13 protein-coding genes are annotated in these 17,231 nt (G+C 59.4%); 9 read left to right on the top strand and 4 right to left on the bottom strand.

Annotated elements, in window-relative coordinates; all coding sequences use genetic code 11:
• The first annotated feature begins 85 nt into the window (after positions 1–85).
• From lpxC to recN, 3 genes are all read left to right on the top strand, one after another.
• The gene (gene lpxC / locus ACVDG9_RS17655) at positions 86–1,030 is read left to right on the top strand and encodes a UDP-3-O-acyl-N-acetylglucosamine deacetylase (RefSeq protein WP_023000500.1); all 945 of its coding nucleotides are present in this window, start codon (positions 86–88) and stop codon (positions 1,028–1,030) included.
• 264 nt (positions 1,031–1,294) lie between these two features.
• Positions 1,295–2,107, top strand: a complete 813-nt coding sequence (locus ACVDG9_RS17650) for an outer membrane protein assembly factor BamD (RefSeq protein ID WP_023000501.1) — start codon at positions 1,295–1,297, stop codon at positions 2,105–2,107.
• 122 nt (positions 2,108–2,229) lie between these two features.
• Positions 2,230–3,897: a DNA repair protein RecN gene (gene recN, locus ACVDG9_RS17645; protein WP_447238580.1), complete on the top strand. Its 1,668-nt coding sequence runs from the start codon at positions 2,230–2,232 to the stop codon at positions 3,895–3,897.
• Positions 3,898–3,984: 87 nt separating this feature from the next.
• Here recN and ACVDG9_RS17640 read toward each other — a convergent pair whose 3' ends face one another.
• A complete protein-coding gene (locus ACVDG9_RS17640) occupies positions 3,985–4,218 on the bottom strand; it encodes a hypothetical protein (RefSeq protein ID WP_023000503.1) in 234 nt (77 codons plus the stop codon).
• A gap of 148 nt (positions 4,219–4,366) precedes the next feature.
• On the opposite strand from ACVDG9_RS17640, the gene ligA reads away from it, so the two are divergent.
• From ligA to ACVDG9_RS17625, 3 genes are all read left to right on the top strand, one after another.
• The gene (gene ligA / locus ACVDG9_RS17635; protein WP_447238579.1) at positions 4,367–6,520 is read left to right on the top strand and encodes an NAD-dependent DNA ligase LigA; all 2,154 of its coding nucleotides are present in this window, start codon (positions 4,367–4,369) and stop codon (positions 6,518–6,520) included.
• Positions 6,521–6,824: 304 nt separating this feature from the next.
• Positions 6,825–7,121 carry a GIY-YIG nuclease family protein gene (locus ACVDG9_RS17630; RefSeq protein WP_447238578.1) on the top strand — a complete coding sequence of 99 codons (297 nt, stop codon included), beginning with the start codon at positions 6,825–6,827 and terminating at the stop codon, positions 7,119–7,121.
• A 390-nt stretch (positions 7,122–7,511) separates the two neighbouring features.
• Positions 7,512–9,950, top strand: coding sequence for an ATP-dependent helicase (locus tag ACVDG9_RS17625; protein WP_023000506.1), 2,439 nt, complete (start codon positions 7,512–7,514; stop codon positions 9,948–9,950).
• A 135-nt stretch (positions 9,951–10,085) separates the two neighbouring features.
• Here the strand turns inward: ACVDG9_RS17625 and ACVDG9_RS17620 are convergent, their stop codons facing one another.
• Positions 10,086–10,652: a tetratricopeptide repeat protein gene (locus tag ACVDG9_RS17620; RefSeq protein WP_447238577.1), complete on the bottom strand. Its 567-nt coding sequence runs from the start codon at positions 10,650–10,652 to the stop codon at positions 10,086–10,088.
• Between the two features lie 139 nt (positions 10,653–10,791).
• Between ACVDG9_RS17620 and ACVDG9_RS17615 the strand changes: the two genes are divergently transcribed.
• Positions 10,792–11,682, top strand: a complete 891-nt coding sequence (locus tag ACVDG9_RS17615; protein ID WP_023000508.1) for a 50S ribosomal protein L11 methyltransferase — start codon at positions 10,792–10,794, stop codon at positions 11,680–11,682.
• Positions 11,683–11,910: 228 nt separating this feature from the next.
• Here the strand turns inward: ACVDG9_RS17615 and ACVDG9_RS17610 are convergent, their stop codons facing one another.
• Complete coding sequence (locus ACVDG9_RS17610) at positions 11,911–12,114, bottom strand: hypothetical protein (RefSeq protein WP_051990144.1); 204 nt, start codon at positions 12,112–12,114, stop codon at positions 11,911–11,913.
• Between the two features lie 246 nt (positions 12,115–12,360).
• Between ACVDG9_RS17610 and ACVDG9_RS17605 the strand changes: the two genes are divergently transcribed.
• Positions 12,361–14,175, top strand: a complete 1,815-nt coding sequence (locus ACVDG9_RS17605; RefSeq protein WP_447238576.1) for an aminopeptidase P family protein — start codon at positions 12,361–12,363, stop codon at positions 14,173–14,175.
• Between the two features lie 70 nt (positions 14,176–14,245).
• The gene (locus tag ACVDG9_RS17600) at positions 14,246–15,280 is read left to right on the top strand and encodes a phytanoyl-CoA dioxygenase family protein (protein ID WP_055655452.1); all 1,035 of its coding nucleotides are present in this window, start codon (positions 14,246–14,248) and stop codon (positions 15,278–15,280) included.
• 42 nt (positions 15,281–15,322) lie between these two features.
• Here ACVDG9_RS17600 and ACVDG9_RS17595 read toward each other — a convergent pair whose 3' ends face one another.
• A complete protein-coding gene (locus ACVDG9_RS17595) occupies positions 15,323–16,987 on the bottom strand; it encodes a chloride channel protein (protein WP_447238575.1) in 1,665 nt (554 codons plus the stop codon).
• Positions 16,988–17,231: the final 244 nt, after the last annotated feature.

The raw sequence follows: 17,231 nt of genomic DNA, 5'->3' as shown, positions 1-17,231 counted from the left end.
CCAACGCGGGATCGTTAAAAGTCCGTAACCCTTTAAGGGCAAATAGAGGGCTTGTTTCCGCCGCAAACCGGAAGGGCAGGGTTTTATGACCGCATATGTTGACCGACAGACGACGCTAGCCGATCAGGTGACCCTGACCGGGATTGGCGTTCATTCGGGCAAACCCGCGTCGATCACTCTCGTACCGGCCGAAGCTGGTGTGGGGATTGTGTTCACCCGCACCGACCAGGAAAACTCCACCGAAGTTCCGGCCCTCTGGAACAAGGTATCCGCAACAGCACTTTGCACCGTTCTCGGCGATCCTTCCAGTGAAGGCGTCGCGACCGTTGAACATCTCATGGCAGCTCTTTTCGGCATGGGTGTCGACAACCTGATCGTGGAAATCGACGGTCCGGAAATGCCGGTCATGGACGGCAGCAGCGTTGCGTTTGTCGAAGCAATCGAGCAAATCGGCCTGAAACGCCTGGACCGGGGACGCCGGTACCTGAAGGTGAAGAAGACCGTTCGTGTCGACAACGGCACGGCATGGTGCGAACTGCACCCCTACAACGGCACCAAGTTCGATATCACCATCGACTTCGACACGCCGCTGATCGGTCGCCAGCAGTTCTCTTCCGACATCACGCCGGACGTGTTCCGTGACGAGCTTTCCCGTGCGCGCACCTTCGGCTACGTGAAGGATGTCGAGCAGCTTTGGAAGATGGGCTTCGCCCTGGGTTCGTCGCTGGAAAATTCCGTGGCGATTGCCGAGGACAAGGTTCTCAATCCGGAAGGCACCCGCTGGCCGGACGAGTTTGCACGTCACAAGGCGCTGGACGCGGTTGGCGACCTGGCTCTTGCCGGTCTGCCGATCCTGGGTCTCTACCGCTCCTACAAGGGCGGGCACAAGATGAACCATGCGATCCTGGTCAAGCTGTTTGAAGATCCGAGCGCGTTCGAAATCGTCGAGTCGCCCGCATTCCGCAAGGTCGGCCAGGTCGACAAGGGCGGTATCGCAGCCGCTGCTGCTTTCGGGCCTGACGTCTCCTGATATAATTTTGATCGGCCGCTTTGATGAAGCGGCCGTTTTCTTTTCGGCGGAATTCGGAACCTATTTGGACCGGTTGCCATAAAATTGCTCAAAAAAACCGTCAGATGGCCGATGAGGACGTGACGGGGACCGGTGATTTCCGCTAAACACTCCTGTCGATAAATTTGCAAGGCCGCATGACATGGGCCTTAGGGGCCGGAAAGGTCCGGGAGTATAGGCGTGAACGGAATGGATACTGGTTCTGAAGTGAACAGAGCCAAACACATGAAAACCTTCCTGAGATTGGCCGTTCTGGCTGTACCGCTTGCGCTTGCCGCATGCGGCGGCAAGGACGATCTGGATGAGCTGGCACTCAACGATACGCCGCCGGAAGTTCTGTTCAACGAAGGCCTGTCCCTGCGCGCGCAAGGCAAACTGCGCGATTCGACCCAGAAATTCGAAGAGCTCGACAAGCTCTATCCCTATTCTGAATACTCCAAGAAGTCGCTGGTGAACCTGGCGTTCCTGAACTACTCGCGCGGCAAGTACACGGAAACCGTAACTGCGGCGAAGCGGTTCGTGACGCTCTATCCGGGGGACGAGGATTCAGCCTACATGCTGTACCTCGCCGGTCAGGCCTATTTCCGCCAGATGCCGGACATTACCCGCGACCAGGCCGTGACCCGGAAGGCAGCTGGTGCGTTCAACGAGCTGATTCAGCGCTTCCCGGAATCGGAATATGTGCCGGATGCCGAAAGCAAGCTGCGCATCGTGCATGACCAGCTTGGTGGCAAGGAAATGCAGGTCGGTCGCTTCTACCTGAAGAAGCGCAACTACATCGCGGGGATCAACCGCTTCAAGACGGTTGTCGTCGATTACCAGACCACGCGGCACGTGGAAGAAGCTCTGTTCCGCCTGACCGAAGCCTACTACGCGCTTGGTGTCGTCAACGAAGCGCAGACGGCCGCAGCCGTGCTCGGGCACAACTACCCGGACAGCCAGTGGTACAAGGATGCCTATTCGCTGCTCAACAAGGGTGGGTACGAGCCTTCCGAAGACAGCGGCAGCTGGATCAGCCGCGCCTTCAAGAGCATCTGACGCCTGGTTTAATCCCGAAATGGCTTCAGCCTCGCAAATGAGGTTGAAAAGGCCCAAACAGGCTCTTTCAAGACGCTTCGGTCCTCCTATATGGTGGGCCGAACTTTAAGGAGCATCCCTTCATGCTGGTCGCGCTGTCTATTCGTGACATCGTTCTGATCGACCGTCTTGACCTCGAATTTGCCGCCGGCATGTCGGTTCTCACCGGCGAAACCGGTGCGGGCAAATCCATCCTTCTCGACTCCTTGTCGCTGGCACTCGGCGCGCGTGGTGATGCCGATCTCGTGCGGCATGGCGAGGCGCAAGGACAGGTGACGGCTGTCTTTGATGTGGCGGCGGATCATCCCGTTCGCATGTTCCTGCGCGAGAACGATGTCGATGACGATGGCGACATCATCCTGCGCCGTATCCAGACCTCCGATGGCCGCACCCGGGCCTTCGTCAACGATCAGCCCGTCAGTGCAGGACTGCTGCGCCAGGCGGGCGCGCTGCTGGTGGAAATCCACGGACAGCACGATGACCGCGCCCTGGTTGACCCGGAAAGCCACCGGGCCCTCATTGATGTTTTCGGAGGGCTGACGGCCGAAGCCGAGGCCGTAACACAGGCCTTTGCCACCTATCGCGCTGCCGACAAGGCGGTGACAGATCACGAGAAACGTATAGAAGCCGCGCGCAACGAGGCTGATTTCCTGCGTGCTGCCGTCGATGAACTGTCGGCCCTCAAGCCGGAAACCGGCGAAGAGGAGCAACTGGCTACCCGGCGAACGGACATGATGGCGGTCGAGAAGATCGCCGGTGATCTGAACGAAGCCTTTGAAACCTTGAACGGCACTGCGTCGCCAATCCCGGAACTGGCCAGCTTGCTGCGACGTCTGGAACGCAAGGCCGACCAGGTGCCCAATCTTCTCGGCCAGCCCGTCCGCACGCTTGCCGAGGCGATGGATCTTCTGGAAGAAACGCGCGGCGGACTGGAAAGCGCATTGCGTGAGACCGAATATGATCCGCGCGAACTGGAAGCTGTCGAAGAGCGGCTGTTTGCGCTTCGTGCTGCCTCCCGCAAGTTCTCGGTGCCGGTTGACGAACTGTCCGCCCTGTGTGCCCGCATGAACGGCGATCTGGCCGATCTCGATGCGGGTGAAGACAAGTTGGCGGCGCTGGTGAGTGCTGCCGGAAAGGCCCGCGCCGAATACGACAAGAAGGCAGCCAGCCTCTCGGACAAGCGGCGAAAGACAGCCAAGGCACTGGAAAAGGCTGTTGAAATGGAGCTGCCCGACCTAAAGCTGGAGCGGGCAAAATTCATCGTCGAAGTGGAAAGCAATCCGGAAAGCCGCAGCCGTTCGGGCATCGATCAGCTGGAGTTCCATGTCCAGACGAACCCAGGTACGAAGCCGGGGCCGATGATGAAGGTTGCGTCCGGTGGCGAGCTTTCCCGTTTCCTCTTGGCACTGAAGGTGTCTCTCGCCGACAAGGACTCTGCCCCGACGCTGGTTTTTGACGAGATCGACACAGGGGTGGGCGGTGCAGTGGCCGAGGCCATCGGCCTGCGTCTGGCACGACTTGCCGGCAGCGTTCAGGTTCTGACGGTTACCCACGCCCCGCAGGTGGCAGCTCGCGCTGCAGGGCATTTCCTGATCGCCAAGGAAGCGACCAAGAAGGACCGGGTGGCAACGCGCGTTCAGCGTATTGATGAAGACCACCGCAGCGAGGAAATTGCCCGGATGCTTGCCGGCAGCGTTATCACGGAAGAAGCCCGCGCCGCAGCGCGCCGGCTGCTGACGGCTGCGGAATAGGAAATAGGATCCGGCGCGGTGGACAAAAAAAGGGCGGGTTAGCCGAAGCTCCCGCCCTGTGGTGCAGTTTTCAAATGAGAAATGGACTTACGGCTCCTTGACGAGCGGTGCTTCCTTCATGTCGGGCAGCTTCAGTTCACCTTCTCCCAGATTGGGGACATTCAGCTCGATGCTCAGCTCTTCGTCGTTCGTGAAAAAGCCATTGGCATAGAGCAGGCCGCCTGCGATCAGCGCGACGACAAGCGCTCCGGCCATAAACCAGCCAGCGCTGTTGCCGTTCGTCTTCTCGACATAATGCGTTTCACGGTCCTGATAAGCCATTCGTGTCTCCTCATTCCAACATTGACCAGCATCGAGTTTTGCCGGTTCGATGTGCTATCAACGCTTGAGCCCGCCATTCGGTTCCGGTATCCGATTTAATCCGGTCATCAACTCGGCCTGTCCCGCTGACACATTTCGTGAAGACATCATGACTGACACTTCCTTCGCCCAAACCGACATCGACGCCCTGACGCAGGAGGAAGCACAGGTTGAGCTGAAACGGCTGGCGGCGGAAATCGCCGAGCACGACCGCCGCTATCACCAGGAAGATGCCCCGGTGATCTCGGATGCGGACTATGACGCCCTGCGCCGGCGGAACGCGTCCATCGAGGCCCGGTTTCCCAATCTCATTCTTGAAGACGGTCCCTCTGCCCAGGTAGGGGCGGCCCCGGCGTCCGGTTTCGGCAAGATTACTCACCGGGTGCCGATGCTGTCGCTGGACAATGCCTTCAACGATGACGACGTCCGGGACTTCGTCGGCCGCGTGCGCCGGTTTCTGAAGTTCGATCCATTGATGGGGGCTCTGGCGGTTACCGCGGAGCCGAAGATCGACGGTCTGTCGCTGTCTCTTCGGTATGAAAACGGCACTCTGGTTTACGCCGCAACGCGAGGTGACGGCACCACAGGTGAAAACGTCACCGAGAACGCGAAGACGATCAAGGATATTCCGGAGAAGCTGTCCGGCACGGTGCCGGGTGTCGTTGAAGTGCGCGGCGAAGTCTATATGGCGCACAAGGATTTTCAGGCGCTGAACGAGCGCATGGCAGCCAATGGCGGCAAGGTTTTCGCCAACCCGCGCAACGCGGCGGCGGGTTCGTTGCGCCAGCTGAAATCCGAAATCACGGCCTCCCGCCCGCTGCGGTTCTTCGCTTATGCCTGGGGCGAGATGAGCGAGCTGCCGGAAGACACCCAGTTCGGCATGGTCAAGCAGCTGGAAGCCTGGGGCTTCCAGGTCAACCCGCTGATGAAACGCTGTGAAACCGTGGAAGAGCTTCTCGGGGTCTATCACGGCATCGAGGAAAGCCGTGCCCAGCTCGATTATGATATCGATGGTGTGGTCTACAAGGTCGACCGGCTGGACCTGCAGGAACGCCTCGGCTTTGTTTCGCGGTCACCCCGGTGGGCGATCGCTCACAAGTTCCCGGCCGAACAGGCCTACACCATTCTCAACGATATCGAGATCCAGGTTGGCCGAACAGGTGCCCTGACGCCGGTTGCCAAGCTGGAGCCGATTACGGTGGGCGGTGTCGTCGTTTCAAACGCGACCCTCCACAACGAAGACTATATCAAGGGCATTGGCCAGGACGGAGAGTCGATCCGCGGCGGCAAGGATCTTCGTATCGGTGACACGGTGAAGATCCAGCGTGCCGGCGACGTCATTCCGCAGATTGTCGATATCGACCTGGACAAACGCCCCGATGGGGCGGAAGCCTTCGAGTTTCCGACTGTCTGCCCCGCCTGCGGTAGCCACGCGGTGCGCGAGGAAAAGGAAAAAACCGGGCGCCGTGATGCGGTGCGCCGCTGCACCGGCGGTCTGATCTGCCCGGCCCAGGCAACGGAAAAGCTCAAGCATTTCGTCTCGCGCAATGCCTTCGACATCGAAGGCTTCGGCGACAAGCAGGTCGACGCCTTCTACAAGGAAGGCCTTGTGATGGCACCGGCGGACATCTTCACGCTGGAGGAGCGGGACAAGCGCTCTCTCACCAAGTTGCGCAACCGGGAAGGTTGGGGGGCCGTTTCGGCGAAGAACCTTTTCGAGGCAATCAACGCGCGGCGAGAGATTGACCTTCATCGTTTCATCTTCGCCCTTGGCATCCGTCACGTGGGCGAGGGCAACGCCAAGCTTCTGGCACGTGCCTATGGCTCCTGGGTGGCGTTTTATGCAGCCATGAAGGCGGCGCATGACACGGCGGGCGAAGCCTGGACAGAGCTCAATGACATCGACGGCATCGGCCATATCGTTGCCGAGGCGCTGGCGGAGTTCTTTGCCGAGCAACACAATCTCGACCAACTCGACGCACTTCTGGTCGAGGTATCACCCAAGGACGCTGAAAAGATCAACGCCTCCGGCTCACCGGTCGCAGGCAAGACAGTGGTTTTCACCGGCTCGCTGGAGCGCATGACCCGCGACGAAGCCAAGGCCATGGCAGAACGCTTTGGTGCCAAGACAGCCGGGTCCGTGTCGAAAAAGACCGACCTGGTGGTGGCCGGACCTGGAGCTGGTTCAAAGCTGAAAAAGGCCCAGGAGCTGGAGATCGAGGTTATCTCCGAGGATGACTGGTTCGATCTGGTGGGGGCCTGAGCGGGTATTCCCTTCGTGTTTTGTCATCCGGGTTTTTTTGACGAAAGGCCCGAGGCAGAGGCATTTTGCTCCACCGGTGCCTGCGTTTACTGGATCCCCGCCTGCGCGGGGATGACAAGATAGGCTTCAAGATATGCCTTTGCTTCTTGTCATCCCGGTTTGACGCGTAGCGGCAAGACCGGGATCCAGTACCCCCTGTGCTCGCTGGAACCACAAACCTCCGGGTTTCCCGAAACCGGTATCGGCTGCGTCATATCAGCAGGACTAACGTTTATCCGGGAAAAATTTCAACGAAGGCTCCACGTTGCACCTCGATCAGCAATACTATGTCTACATTCTTGCAAGCGGACTGGGCGGCACGCTCTATGTCGGGGTGACGAATGACCTGTTGGGCAGGGTTTCGCAGCACCGTGAAGGCCTCGGAAGCCAGTTTACCGCGAAATATGGCGTGCATCGCTTGGTGTATTACGAAGTCCACGAGGAAATCGAGTGGGCGATCAAGCGGGAAAAACAGCTCAAACGCTGGAATCGTGCCTGGAAGATCCGTTTGATCGAAGAACGGAACCCAAACTGGGACGACCTGTTTGCTAAACTGGCTTGACACTTTTACGTTGGTTCGATCGTTTTCTGGGCATTGCCAGTTCTCCCGCCGCTTGGTCAAGCAACAGGCTCCCTTGTTTACTGGATCCCCGCCTGCGCGGGGATGACAAGAGAGAGGCTTCAGGGCATGGCTTTGCTTCTTGTCATCCCGGTTTGACGCGTAGCGGCAAGACCGGGATCCAGTAACCCCTGTGCTGGCTGGAACCGCAAACCTCTGGGGTTCCTGAAATCTGTCGCGGCTTTGTCAAAGGAGGCGGCCTCACGCAGTTGCCGGTTCAAATAAGAAAAGCCCGCTTCTTGTCCCCACCAAATCGGTCATTCCTGCCTCGCCAGCGCCGGTATGTTGCTATATTGTTCTCAAAACAAGCGCTTGAAACCGGACCAGTAAACCATGACCGACCCGGACGGGTACGACGATTCCTTTGACGATCCATTCCAGCCTATCGGCACGCGGGCGGAGTCCGCGCCTGCTCCCGTGCGGCCGCAAGGAGGGATCGCGGCCAGGGCGATGGCGGCACGGCGGGCACCGGACTATCTGACGGGGCTGAACCCGGAGCAGCGGCTGGCGGTGGAAACGACCGAAGGGCCGGTTCTGGTGTTGGCTGGTGCCGGTACGGGCAAGACCCGCGTGCTGACAACACGCATCGCCCATATCCTGGCAACCGGCTTGGCGCGGCCGTCCGAAATTCTGGCTGTCACGTTCACCAACAAGGCATCGCGCGAGATGAAGGAACGCATTGCCGGTTTTGTCGGCGGCAATGTGGAAGGCATGGCGTGGCTCGGCACGTTCCATTCCATCTGTGTGAAGATCCTGCGCAAGCATGCCGAACTTGTCGGCTTGAAATCGTCCTTCTCGATTCTCGATACCGACGACCAGATCCGCCTTATCAAGCAGATCATCCAGGCCGAGGGGCTGGACGACAAGCGCTGGACGGCCAAGGCCTTTGCCGGGATGCTGGATGGTTGGAAAAACCGGGCTCTTGGGCCGAAGGACATCCCGGAAGGCGAGGCGCGGGCGTTTGCCAACGGCAAGGGCCGAAAGCTTTACGAGGAATATCAGGAGCGCCTGTCGATCCTGAACGCGGCCGATTTCGGTGACCTGCTTTTGCATGTCATCACGCTGTTCAAGACCCAGCCGGATGTCCTCAAGGAATATCAGCGCCGCTTCCGCTATATGCTGGTGGACGAATATCAGGACACCAACATCGCGCAGTACCTGTGGCTGCGGCTGCTGGCCCAGGGCAACCCGAATGTCTGCTGTGTCGGTGATGATGACCAGTCGATCTACGGCTGGCGCGGCGCGGAAGTCGATAACATCCTGCGCTTCGAACATGACTTCAAGGGCGCCGTCGTCATTCGCCTGGAGCGCAATTACCGCTCGACCAGTCATATCCTGGCTGCCGCATCCCATCTGATTGCCTTCAACGAAGGCCGGCTCGGCAAGACCCTGTTCACCGATTTCGAGGAACCCGACCACGACCTGGTGTCGGTGGCCTCCGTCTGGGACAGCGAAGAAGAAGCGCGCACCATCGGCGACGAGATCGAGACGCTTCAGTCGCGAGGTCATTCGCTCAATGAAATGGCGGTTTTGGTGCGGGCATCCTTCCAGATGCGCGAGTTCGAAGACCGGTTTGTGACGCTGGGGCTTAATTACAGGGTCATCGGCGGTCCGCGATTTTATGAGCGCATGGAAATCCGCGACGCCATGGCGTATTTCCGCTGTGTCGCGCAGCCCGCGGACGATCTGGCGTTTGAGCGCATCGTCAACACGCCGAAGCGCGGTCTTGGCGATGCGACGCTGAAACTGGTCCATGGCGTTGCCCGGGCAGAGCGTATTCCACTGATGCAGGCGGCAAGCCAGCTTATCGATACCGAAGAACTGAAGCCAAAGCCACGCAACGCGCTGAAGTCCGTGCTCGACAACTTCGAGCGCTGGAGGCGCCAGCTCGACCAGATGAAACACACCGAACTGGCGGAAATCATCCTCGATGAGAGCGGTTACACCGAGATGTGGCGGCAGGACCGCTCGGCGGAAGCGCCCGGACGGCTCGACAACCTGAAGGAACTGATCCGGTCGATGGACGAATTTGAATCCATGGCCGGTTTCCTGGAGCATATTTCCCTCGTCATGGACCGGGACAGCGCGGATGCGACTGACGCCGTATCCATCATGACGCTGCACTCGGCCAAGGGGCTGGAATTCGACACGGTTTTCCTGCCCGGCTGGGAAGAGGGGCTGTTTCCCCACCAACGCGCGCTGGATGAATCCGGTCGCGCCGGTCTGGAGGAAGAGCGCCGGCTGGCCTATGTCGGCATCACCCGGGCGAAGAAACGCGCAAAGCTCTATTTCGCGTCCAACCGGCGCATTCACGGCCTCTGGCAGTCCACCGTTCCCTCACGGTTTCTGGACGAGCTGCCGCCGGACCATGTCGAGATTGCCGAAGCTTCGTCCAGCTATGGCGGCTATGGCGGTGGCGGTTACGGACCGTCCCGGTTCGACAGTCATGATCCCTTCGACAAGGGCAGCTACTCCACGCCGGGCTGGCAACGTGCGCAGCGTGCCAAGCAGTCCTCCAGCGGATTTTCCGATGGCGGCGGCCGTGGGTATCAGTCCGCGCGGCAAAAGCGTCAGGGGCCGTTGACCATCGAAGGAGAGCTGGTGGCGAAATCCGTCAGTGACACGCCATCGCAATTCTCTCTGGGCGAGCGCGTGTTCCACATCAAGTTCGGCTATGGCGCCATCAAGTCGATCGAGGGAAACAAGCTGACCATCGACTTTGAAAAGGCAGGGGTGAAGAAGGTCATCGACAGTTTCGTCGAACGGCACTGACCGGCTGGTTGCAAGAACTTGTACGGAGAACTGCTTCTGACGGCTACGCTCCAATAGAACCGGGAATTTGGTCTCGCACCTGATGTATCCTTGGGTTGGCCCCAAAGCCTGAGACACTTTGCGCCTGGGGCCGTTCTAGAGATCGACACCTTGCGGTTTGATCAGCATGTCGCGTTCCTTCAGGTAGGGATGTATACCGACGGCCTCACGCAGCACTTCCTGGCCCATTTGCACCCTGCCGAGCGTCATGAAGATGATTGCCTTGCCGGACAAGGCACCAAAGTGCCGTGGTTCCAGGCTAAGGGCGCGTTCGATATCTTCGAGGCTGGCTTCGTAATTACCCTGCAGGAAGAGGATGAAGGCACGCTGGTTCCAGCCTTCCGAGTAATCCGGTGCCTCTTCCACGACCGTGTCGAGCAGATCCTTCGCACCCTGAAAGTCATAGGATCCTCGTTTACGCATGGCCTCGTCCACCTTCTGCCGGATCTCCGGCGTGGGGGCGGCATCCAGCCAGGTGTGCCAGATGCTATCTTCGATCTTGCTGGCCGCCTCTTCATTCGGAGCGTTCTTCAAGGCTTCAAACAGTTGATCCTGCTCGGACGTTGCCCAGGCGGGGAGGATGAGAAGCTGGAGGCAAAGAAGGGCAGCAACCAGACATCCGGTCACTTGCAGCCAGTTTAGGTGCGAACGGGGGCAAGTCATGGGTGTTTCCTCGCATTTCCAAATGAAATGGGGCACAGACCCGGTTTGCCCAGTCCCGGGACCGTTTCAAGCTGGCATCGCTGGCCGCTTCCCGCTATACCGCACGCCTTGACCCCAATAACCACAGGCGCGAGCGGCGATGAAAACCATCCGGGTGCGGATCACGGCTGAAGAACTGGAAGCCAAGCGGATCTCCGAGATTCTTGAACGGGCGTTTGAGGACGACGGCAATCCGGTGACCATCTACGAAGCAACGCCGGACGGACGCCTGTGGGCGGCTGAAATTCTGCTGTTCGACATGGAGCCGGAAGAGGCGGCTGCGACGGTGCGCGACCGTGTCGGTGCCGATGCATTTGCCGCGCCGCTGGAAGCAGAAGAACTGCCGGATATCAATTGGGTCGAGAAGAGCCTGGAAGGGCTGAAGCCGGTAAAGGCCGGTCGTTTCGTTGTTCACGGCAGCCACGATAGAGACAAGGTTCCAGGTGGGGCCATCGGCATCGAGATCGAAGCAGCGCTTGCCTTCGGAACCGGTCACCATGGCACGACCGCGGGTTGCCTGGAGGAAATCGACAGGCTTTTGTCCATGCGCGCGTATGACAGCATTCTCGATCTTGGAACGGGAACAGGCGTGCTGGCAATCGCCGCTGCGCTTCAATCCCGCCAGTTGGTTCTTGCAACCGATATCGACCCTGTTGCGACGAAAACGGCGCTGGAAAACGCCCGGCTCAACGGTGCGGGGCATCTTGTTCGTGGGTTTACCGCCAATGGAATTGAAGACCGCCGCTTCCGTCTCTTTGGTCCGTTCGACCTGGTGATCGCCAACATCCTGGCGCGGCCGCTTATGAAGATGGCGAAGTCCATCGGTGAACGCATGACGCCGACCGCAACCCTCGTGCTGTCCGGCCTCAGGGTGGAAGACGGTCCCCGGATCCTGTTCGCCTACGGTTGTCAGGGGTTCATTCTGGACAGGCGCGGCGAAAAGGACGGCTGGTTGACGCTTACACTTGTGCGGGGACGTAAACAGGCCTGACTGCTCCCGCCAGCTGCCAGGAAACAGCGATGATCATGTCCTCGCCTGCAAGGTGCTTGTCGTCGCCAGACTCCGCAGGATGAGGGATGAGGGATGAGGGAAGGCGAGAGCCGTTTCTTATATTCCGGTGCCCGGAAATCTTGACTGCAGATACAAAAAGACCCGCCGAAATTTTCGGCGGGTCTTTTCTTGTGCACAGTGGTTTTTACTTAAACCGTCCTGAGCCCCTTAGAACGCGCTGGTAGAGGTGCCTTCGCGCTCGAGCTGGGCGCGGTCGTAGCCGTGGGAGGCCAGGGTCGCGTCGTCCAGTGACAGCAGGTAGCCGTTGACATAGCGGCGTGCCTGGATGGAGCGGGCTTCAATCATGCGGTCGAAAGCGCGGCGCATGAAGCTGCCGCCGGCGCGGGTCGAGGTGGTTGTTTTCATGGTCATCGTGATCAATCCCATTTGAAGGTTAAGAGCTTCCCTAGGGAGAACGTCTTTTTCTTGTGTGACCTCTATATGCGCTTTTGCCGGGACCTCAGGTAGGCCTTGAAACGCATGCCAGCCTTGCGCTCTTCGCATATGCGAAAGATTTTGCTGCGGTGCGAAATGTGGGGAAGATTATGCTGCTGAACCAATTCAAGCGGAATAATTATCCAGCTTGATCGGATGGGGCCGCGAAATTATCTTGCGGCCATGTTCCAGACCTTTGACGATCTCAGTGATCCTTCCTGTGGTGCGCCGCATGCGGCGCTTCTCAGAGCCGAACTCTCCCGCCGCGGTCTCGACGGCTTTCTCGTGCCGCGCGCCGATGCGCATCAGGGCGAATATGTTCCGCCGCATGATTGCCGCCTGCAGTGGCTGACAGGCTTTACGGGATCTGCCGGCATGGCGGGGGTTCTGGGGGAGGAAGCCGCGATTTTCGTTGATGGCCGATACACCATTCAGGTGCGTGACCAGGTCGACATGGCGGTCTTTCCGGCGCGCCATCTTGTCAATGAGCCCGTGACTGACTGGCTGGCCGAACGACTGCAGCCGGGGCAGAAACTGGGCATCGATGCCATGCTGCACACGGTGCGAGAGGTTCGCCGTCTCGAGGAGATTTGTGAGTCGGCCGGCGCCACTTTGGTCAAGCTGAACGACAACCCGGTTGACAGTGTCTGGAAGGACCGTCCGGAGCCGCCGCTTGGTCAGGTTTTTCTCTATCCGGTTGAGCTTGCCGGACGCGGTGCGAAGGACAAGATTGCCGAAATCCAGTCGTCCCTCGCAGACAAGAAGGCGGATGCCTGCGTGCTGACTCAGCCCGACTCGATTGCCTGGCTGTTCAATATCCGTGGGTCTGACGTCACCCATACGCCGTTGCCGCTTTCCTTCGCCACGGTTCCGGCAGAAGGCAAGCCGTCCCTGTTCATTGATGGCCGCAAGTTGTCCAATTCCGTTCGCGATGCACTCGCCGATCTGACGGACCTCAGTGAACCGGCTGATTTCAAGCCGGGGCTGGGGGGGCTCGGCAAGGCTGGTGCCAGGGTGATGATTGATCCGGGCCTGGCGGGGATCGGCATCGCCGACGCCATCACCAAGGCAGGTGGAACCTTGCTGGAAGCGCAAGACCCGATCCTGCTGCCGAAGGCGATCAAGAACGAGACGGAACTGAAAGGCGCGCGCACCGCGCATGTCCGCGATGCAGCTGCTTTCGTCAATTTTCTGTGCTGGTTTGACGAAGTTGCCCCCAAGGGCGATCTCGATGAGATCGCCGCTGCGGAAAAGCTTGAACAGTTCCGCCAGGAAACCGGCGTTCTGAAGGATATTTCCTTCGATACGATTTCCGGTGCGGGCCCGAACGGGGCGATTTGCCATTACAGGGTCAGCCGGTCCAGCAATCTCAAGATCCCGGTCGGCAAACCGTTCCTGATCGATTCGGGTGCCCAGTACGAAGACGGTACCACCGACATCACCCGCACACTTGCGGTCGGGGAAGTCGGCACGGAGATGAAGAAGCACTACACGCTGGTGCTGAAGGGACATATTGCGATCTCGACGGCAAAGTTCCCGGAAGGCACCACTGGTGCGCAGCTCGATACGCTTGCCCGGATCGATCTGTGGAAGGCCGGTCTTGATTTCGACCATGGCACCGGTCACGGCGTCGGAGCCTACCTCAGCGTTCACGAAGGACCACAGCGCATTGCCAAAACCGGCACGGTGCCGCTGAAACCGGGCATGATCCTGTCGAATGAGCCGGGCTACTATCCGGCGGGCGAATACGGCATCCGGATCGAAAACCTGGAAGTCGTCACGCCTGCGCGTGATTTGCCGGGTGGGGAACGCCCGATGCTCGGCTTCGAAACGATTACCCTTGTGCCCATGGATCTTCGGTTGATTGAGCCTGCTCTGCTGACGGCGGCCGAGTGCGACTGGTTGAACCGGTATCATGAGAGGGTCCGTGCCGAGATCGGCCCCCTTGTGGGCGCGAAAGAGCGGATCTGGCTGGAACAGGCGACAAAAGCGATCTAAAAGATCCTGAAGGCCGGTTTCGACCGGCCTTCCTATTTTGAATTCTTGTTTATCGAGCTGAGGTTTTTCAATGCGCGCCGCGGATGTTCTCAAGATGCCGCTCTACGCTGCCGAGCTGGCAACCGGAGCCAAGTCGTTTCGGGACAACCCGCTGATTGGCAGCCGCCGGCTGAACGAGGCCGGGTTGCACGCCAAGCGCATCAAGCTGGCGGAATCCATGGCGGATTCGCGCCGCCGCAGGTTGGAACACCTGCTGCCGGAAGCTGACCGCGCAGCTTATGCAAGAGACGGATTTATCGCCACCCGCAACCTTCTGCCGGAAGATGAACTGGCGGCGCTGCGCAAGGAAGTCGAAACAACGCGCTTCGATGCCTGGGACATGCGCCAGGGCAATGCCGTCACGCGGTTCGTTCCCCTGCCGCCCAGTGTGCTTGCAGATTTGCCTCATCTGAAGGCCTTCGTCTGGAGCAAGCCGTTCCAGAACGGTCTGCGTTATGTCGGGTCGACCAATGGTGATCCACTGGTCTACCTGCATATCGTCATGACCAATCCGGACACCAAGCGGAAGGCCGACCCGCAAACGGCGTTCCATTCCGACACCTTCCATCAGACCGCGAAATCGTGGTTCTTCCTCTATGACATCGATGATGCCGAGGGACCTTTCACGTATATTCCCGGATCGCACCGGCTGACGCCGGAACGGCTGGAATGGGAACGTGAACAGAGCCTGTCGGCCTGTGGCGACAAGAATACGCTGCATGCTCGTGGTTCCTTCCGCCTTGCTCCGGAAGAACTGGGTCGGCTGAAATATCCCGAGCCGGTGAGGTTTGCGGTTCCCGGCAACACGCTGGTCGTTGCCGATACCCACGGCTTCCACGCCCGTGCCGCCAGCAAGCGGCCGTCGGTTCGCGTGGGCATTTATGGCTCGCTGCGTCGAAATCCATTCCTGCCGTGGGCGGGGCTTGACCCGTTCGATCTGCCAGGCCTCAGAGGGCGTCAGGCCCGGTTCTACATGGCCCAGAAGGATCTGCAATTCCGCCTGAAAGGCAAGGCATCGCATCGCTATGCGGGCAAGATCCTGGTAACGGAACCTTCGAAATTCTGACCTTGCGGACAATCCTCTAGGCGGGATTCCTGCAGGTCTCCGTTAGTGGTGCTCTTCCTCGTTGGCCTTGATCAGCTCCGAGTTGAAGTGATTGAGCGCCTTTACGTGGCGCGCCTGTCCGACGATCCTGGTTGCATCTTTGGTGCTGACGACCGGAAGCGAGGCTTCTCCGCAGGAATCGAAGCTTTTCAGTGCGCTTTCAAGCGAGTCTGTATCATGAAGGTAGCTGCCGTCCTGACCGGGGCGGAAAATGCAATCCTCCTCATTGGCCGGGGGAGGGTCCATGAAATCCTTCACCTTGACCGTTTCTCCCAGAAAGCGGTGGATGCCGTCATTCACGAAATAGCCGCGCAAGCCAAGTAGCCAGTGGAAATAGGATTTGCCATGAACGGCCTGCGTCAGGCCCGTTGCAATCGACACGGTCAGCAGCAGGGCGATCGAGAGCGTGTAGCCGCCGGTCAATTCGAAAACGATCATGGTTGTTGAAAAGGGCGCGCCGAGAACTGCTGCTGCAACGGCCCCCATTCCCAGGATCGCGTATAACCCCTCGCTTGAAGCCAGTTCGGGAAAGACGGAGGCGGCAATCAGCCCGAAGGCGCCTCCGGTCATTGCCCCCAGATAGAGCGATGGGGAGAAGATGCCGCCACCAAAACGGGACGCCAGCGTGATCGCGGTCGCGGCTGTTTTCGCAAACAGCAGAGCGAACAGCATCGCAAGGGGCAACTGGTCCTTGAGGGCGGCGTCCGTGGTCTCGTAGCCGACGCCAAGCACGTCGGGAAAGACCAGAGCAATGAGCCCGACCGCGAAACCGCCGACAACAGGCCGCAGCCAGACTGGCATCGAAATGTTCCGGGCAACCCAATCCGTTCCGATCAATGCAAACTGGAACAGGATTGCCACGAGGGCGGAAACCAGGCCCAGAAGCGCAAAGGCCGGAAACTCCCAATAGGAGGTAATCTGGTGTCCCGGGATGACGAAGGCGGCAACGTCGCCGAACCAGAGCCGGGAGAATACGGTTCCCGTTACGGCGGCAATCGCGATGGGCGAAATGGCCGACATCGCATAGTGCCCGAGAATGACCTCGTGTGCGAACAGAACGCCTGCGATAGGCGCGTTGAAAGAGGCGGATACCGCACTGGCAACGCCGCAGGCCAGCAGAATGCGATGCGCGGAATCCGGTAGCTGAAACAGGCGCCCGACCGATGCACCGATGGTTGCTCCCAGGTGCACGACGGGGCCTTCACGCCCGGCACTGGCGCCGGAACCGAGCGATAACGCCGTTATAAGGGCTGATGATATGCCCGGCCAGAACGGCAGCCCGCGTCCGCCTTTGACACGAGCCTCGATCACGTCCGCCACGCTGAACGTTCTCTGCATCGGTTGCATGTACTGAAGCAGCAGACCAACCAGCAATCCGCCAATGGTGGGCCCGGCAACGATCATGTACCACGGAAGGGTCGCGGCGGCGCTGACGACACGTTCCGTCGCCGTGCCAAGCCAGGGCAGCTGCACCAGGCTGATGATCTCACGGAAGATGATGGCCGCCCAGGAGACGAAAGAGCCGATCAGAAGGGCCAGCAGCCAGACGATATGGCTTTTCTGGCGCAGAAATTCCCTGAAGTTGAACCCGATGCCAGCGAGAAGTCCGGCGATGCCGGAACGAATGGAAGGGGCGAGCCTGTAAAGAAAGTTCAATCGGTCTGGCATTTGGTCGGCGTGACTCAACTGAGATTAAAAGCCAATCTGGATTACGGCCCCATTTTACGGAGGAACCGCGTCACTTCACCGTCAAAATTGAAAAAATCCGGCTTGTCCCTTGATTTTCATGTGTTCAGGTTTAAGGAGGGGGTGTCGAAGCCTTCAGGCCATGTCGCCATCCCGGTCGCCTAGACCGGCTGTTTTGGGCTCCGGCAAATCGCCAGAAGTAGCCCTCTCAGCCAAGAAGTGTTGG

Source organism: Roseibium sp. RP-7 (assembly GCF_053005225.1).
Note: the sequence above shows the minus strand (reverse complement) of the source record. Positions and strands in the feature narration are given on the sequence as shown.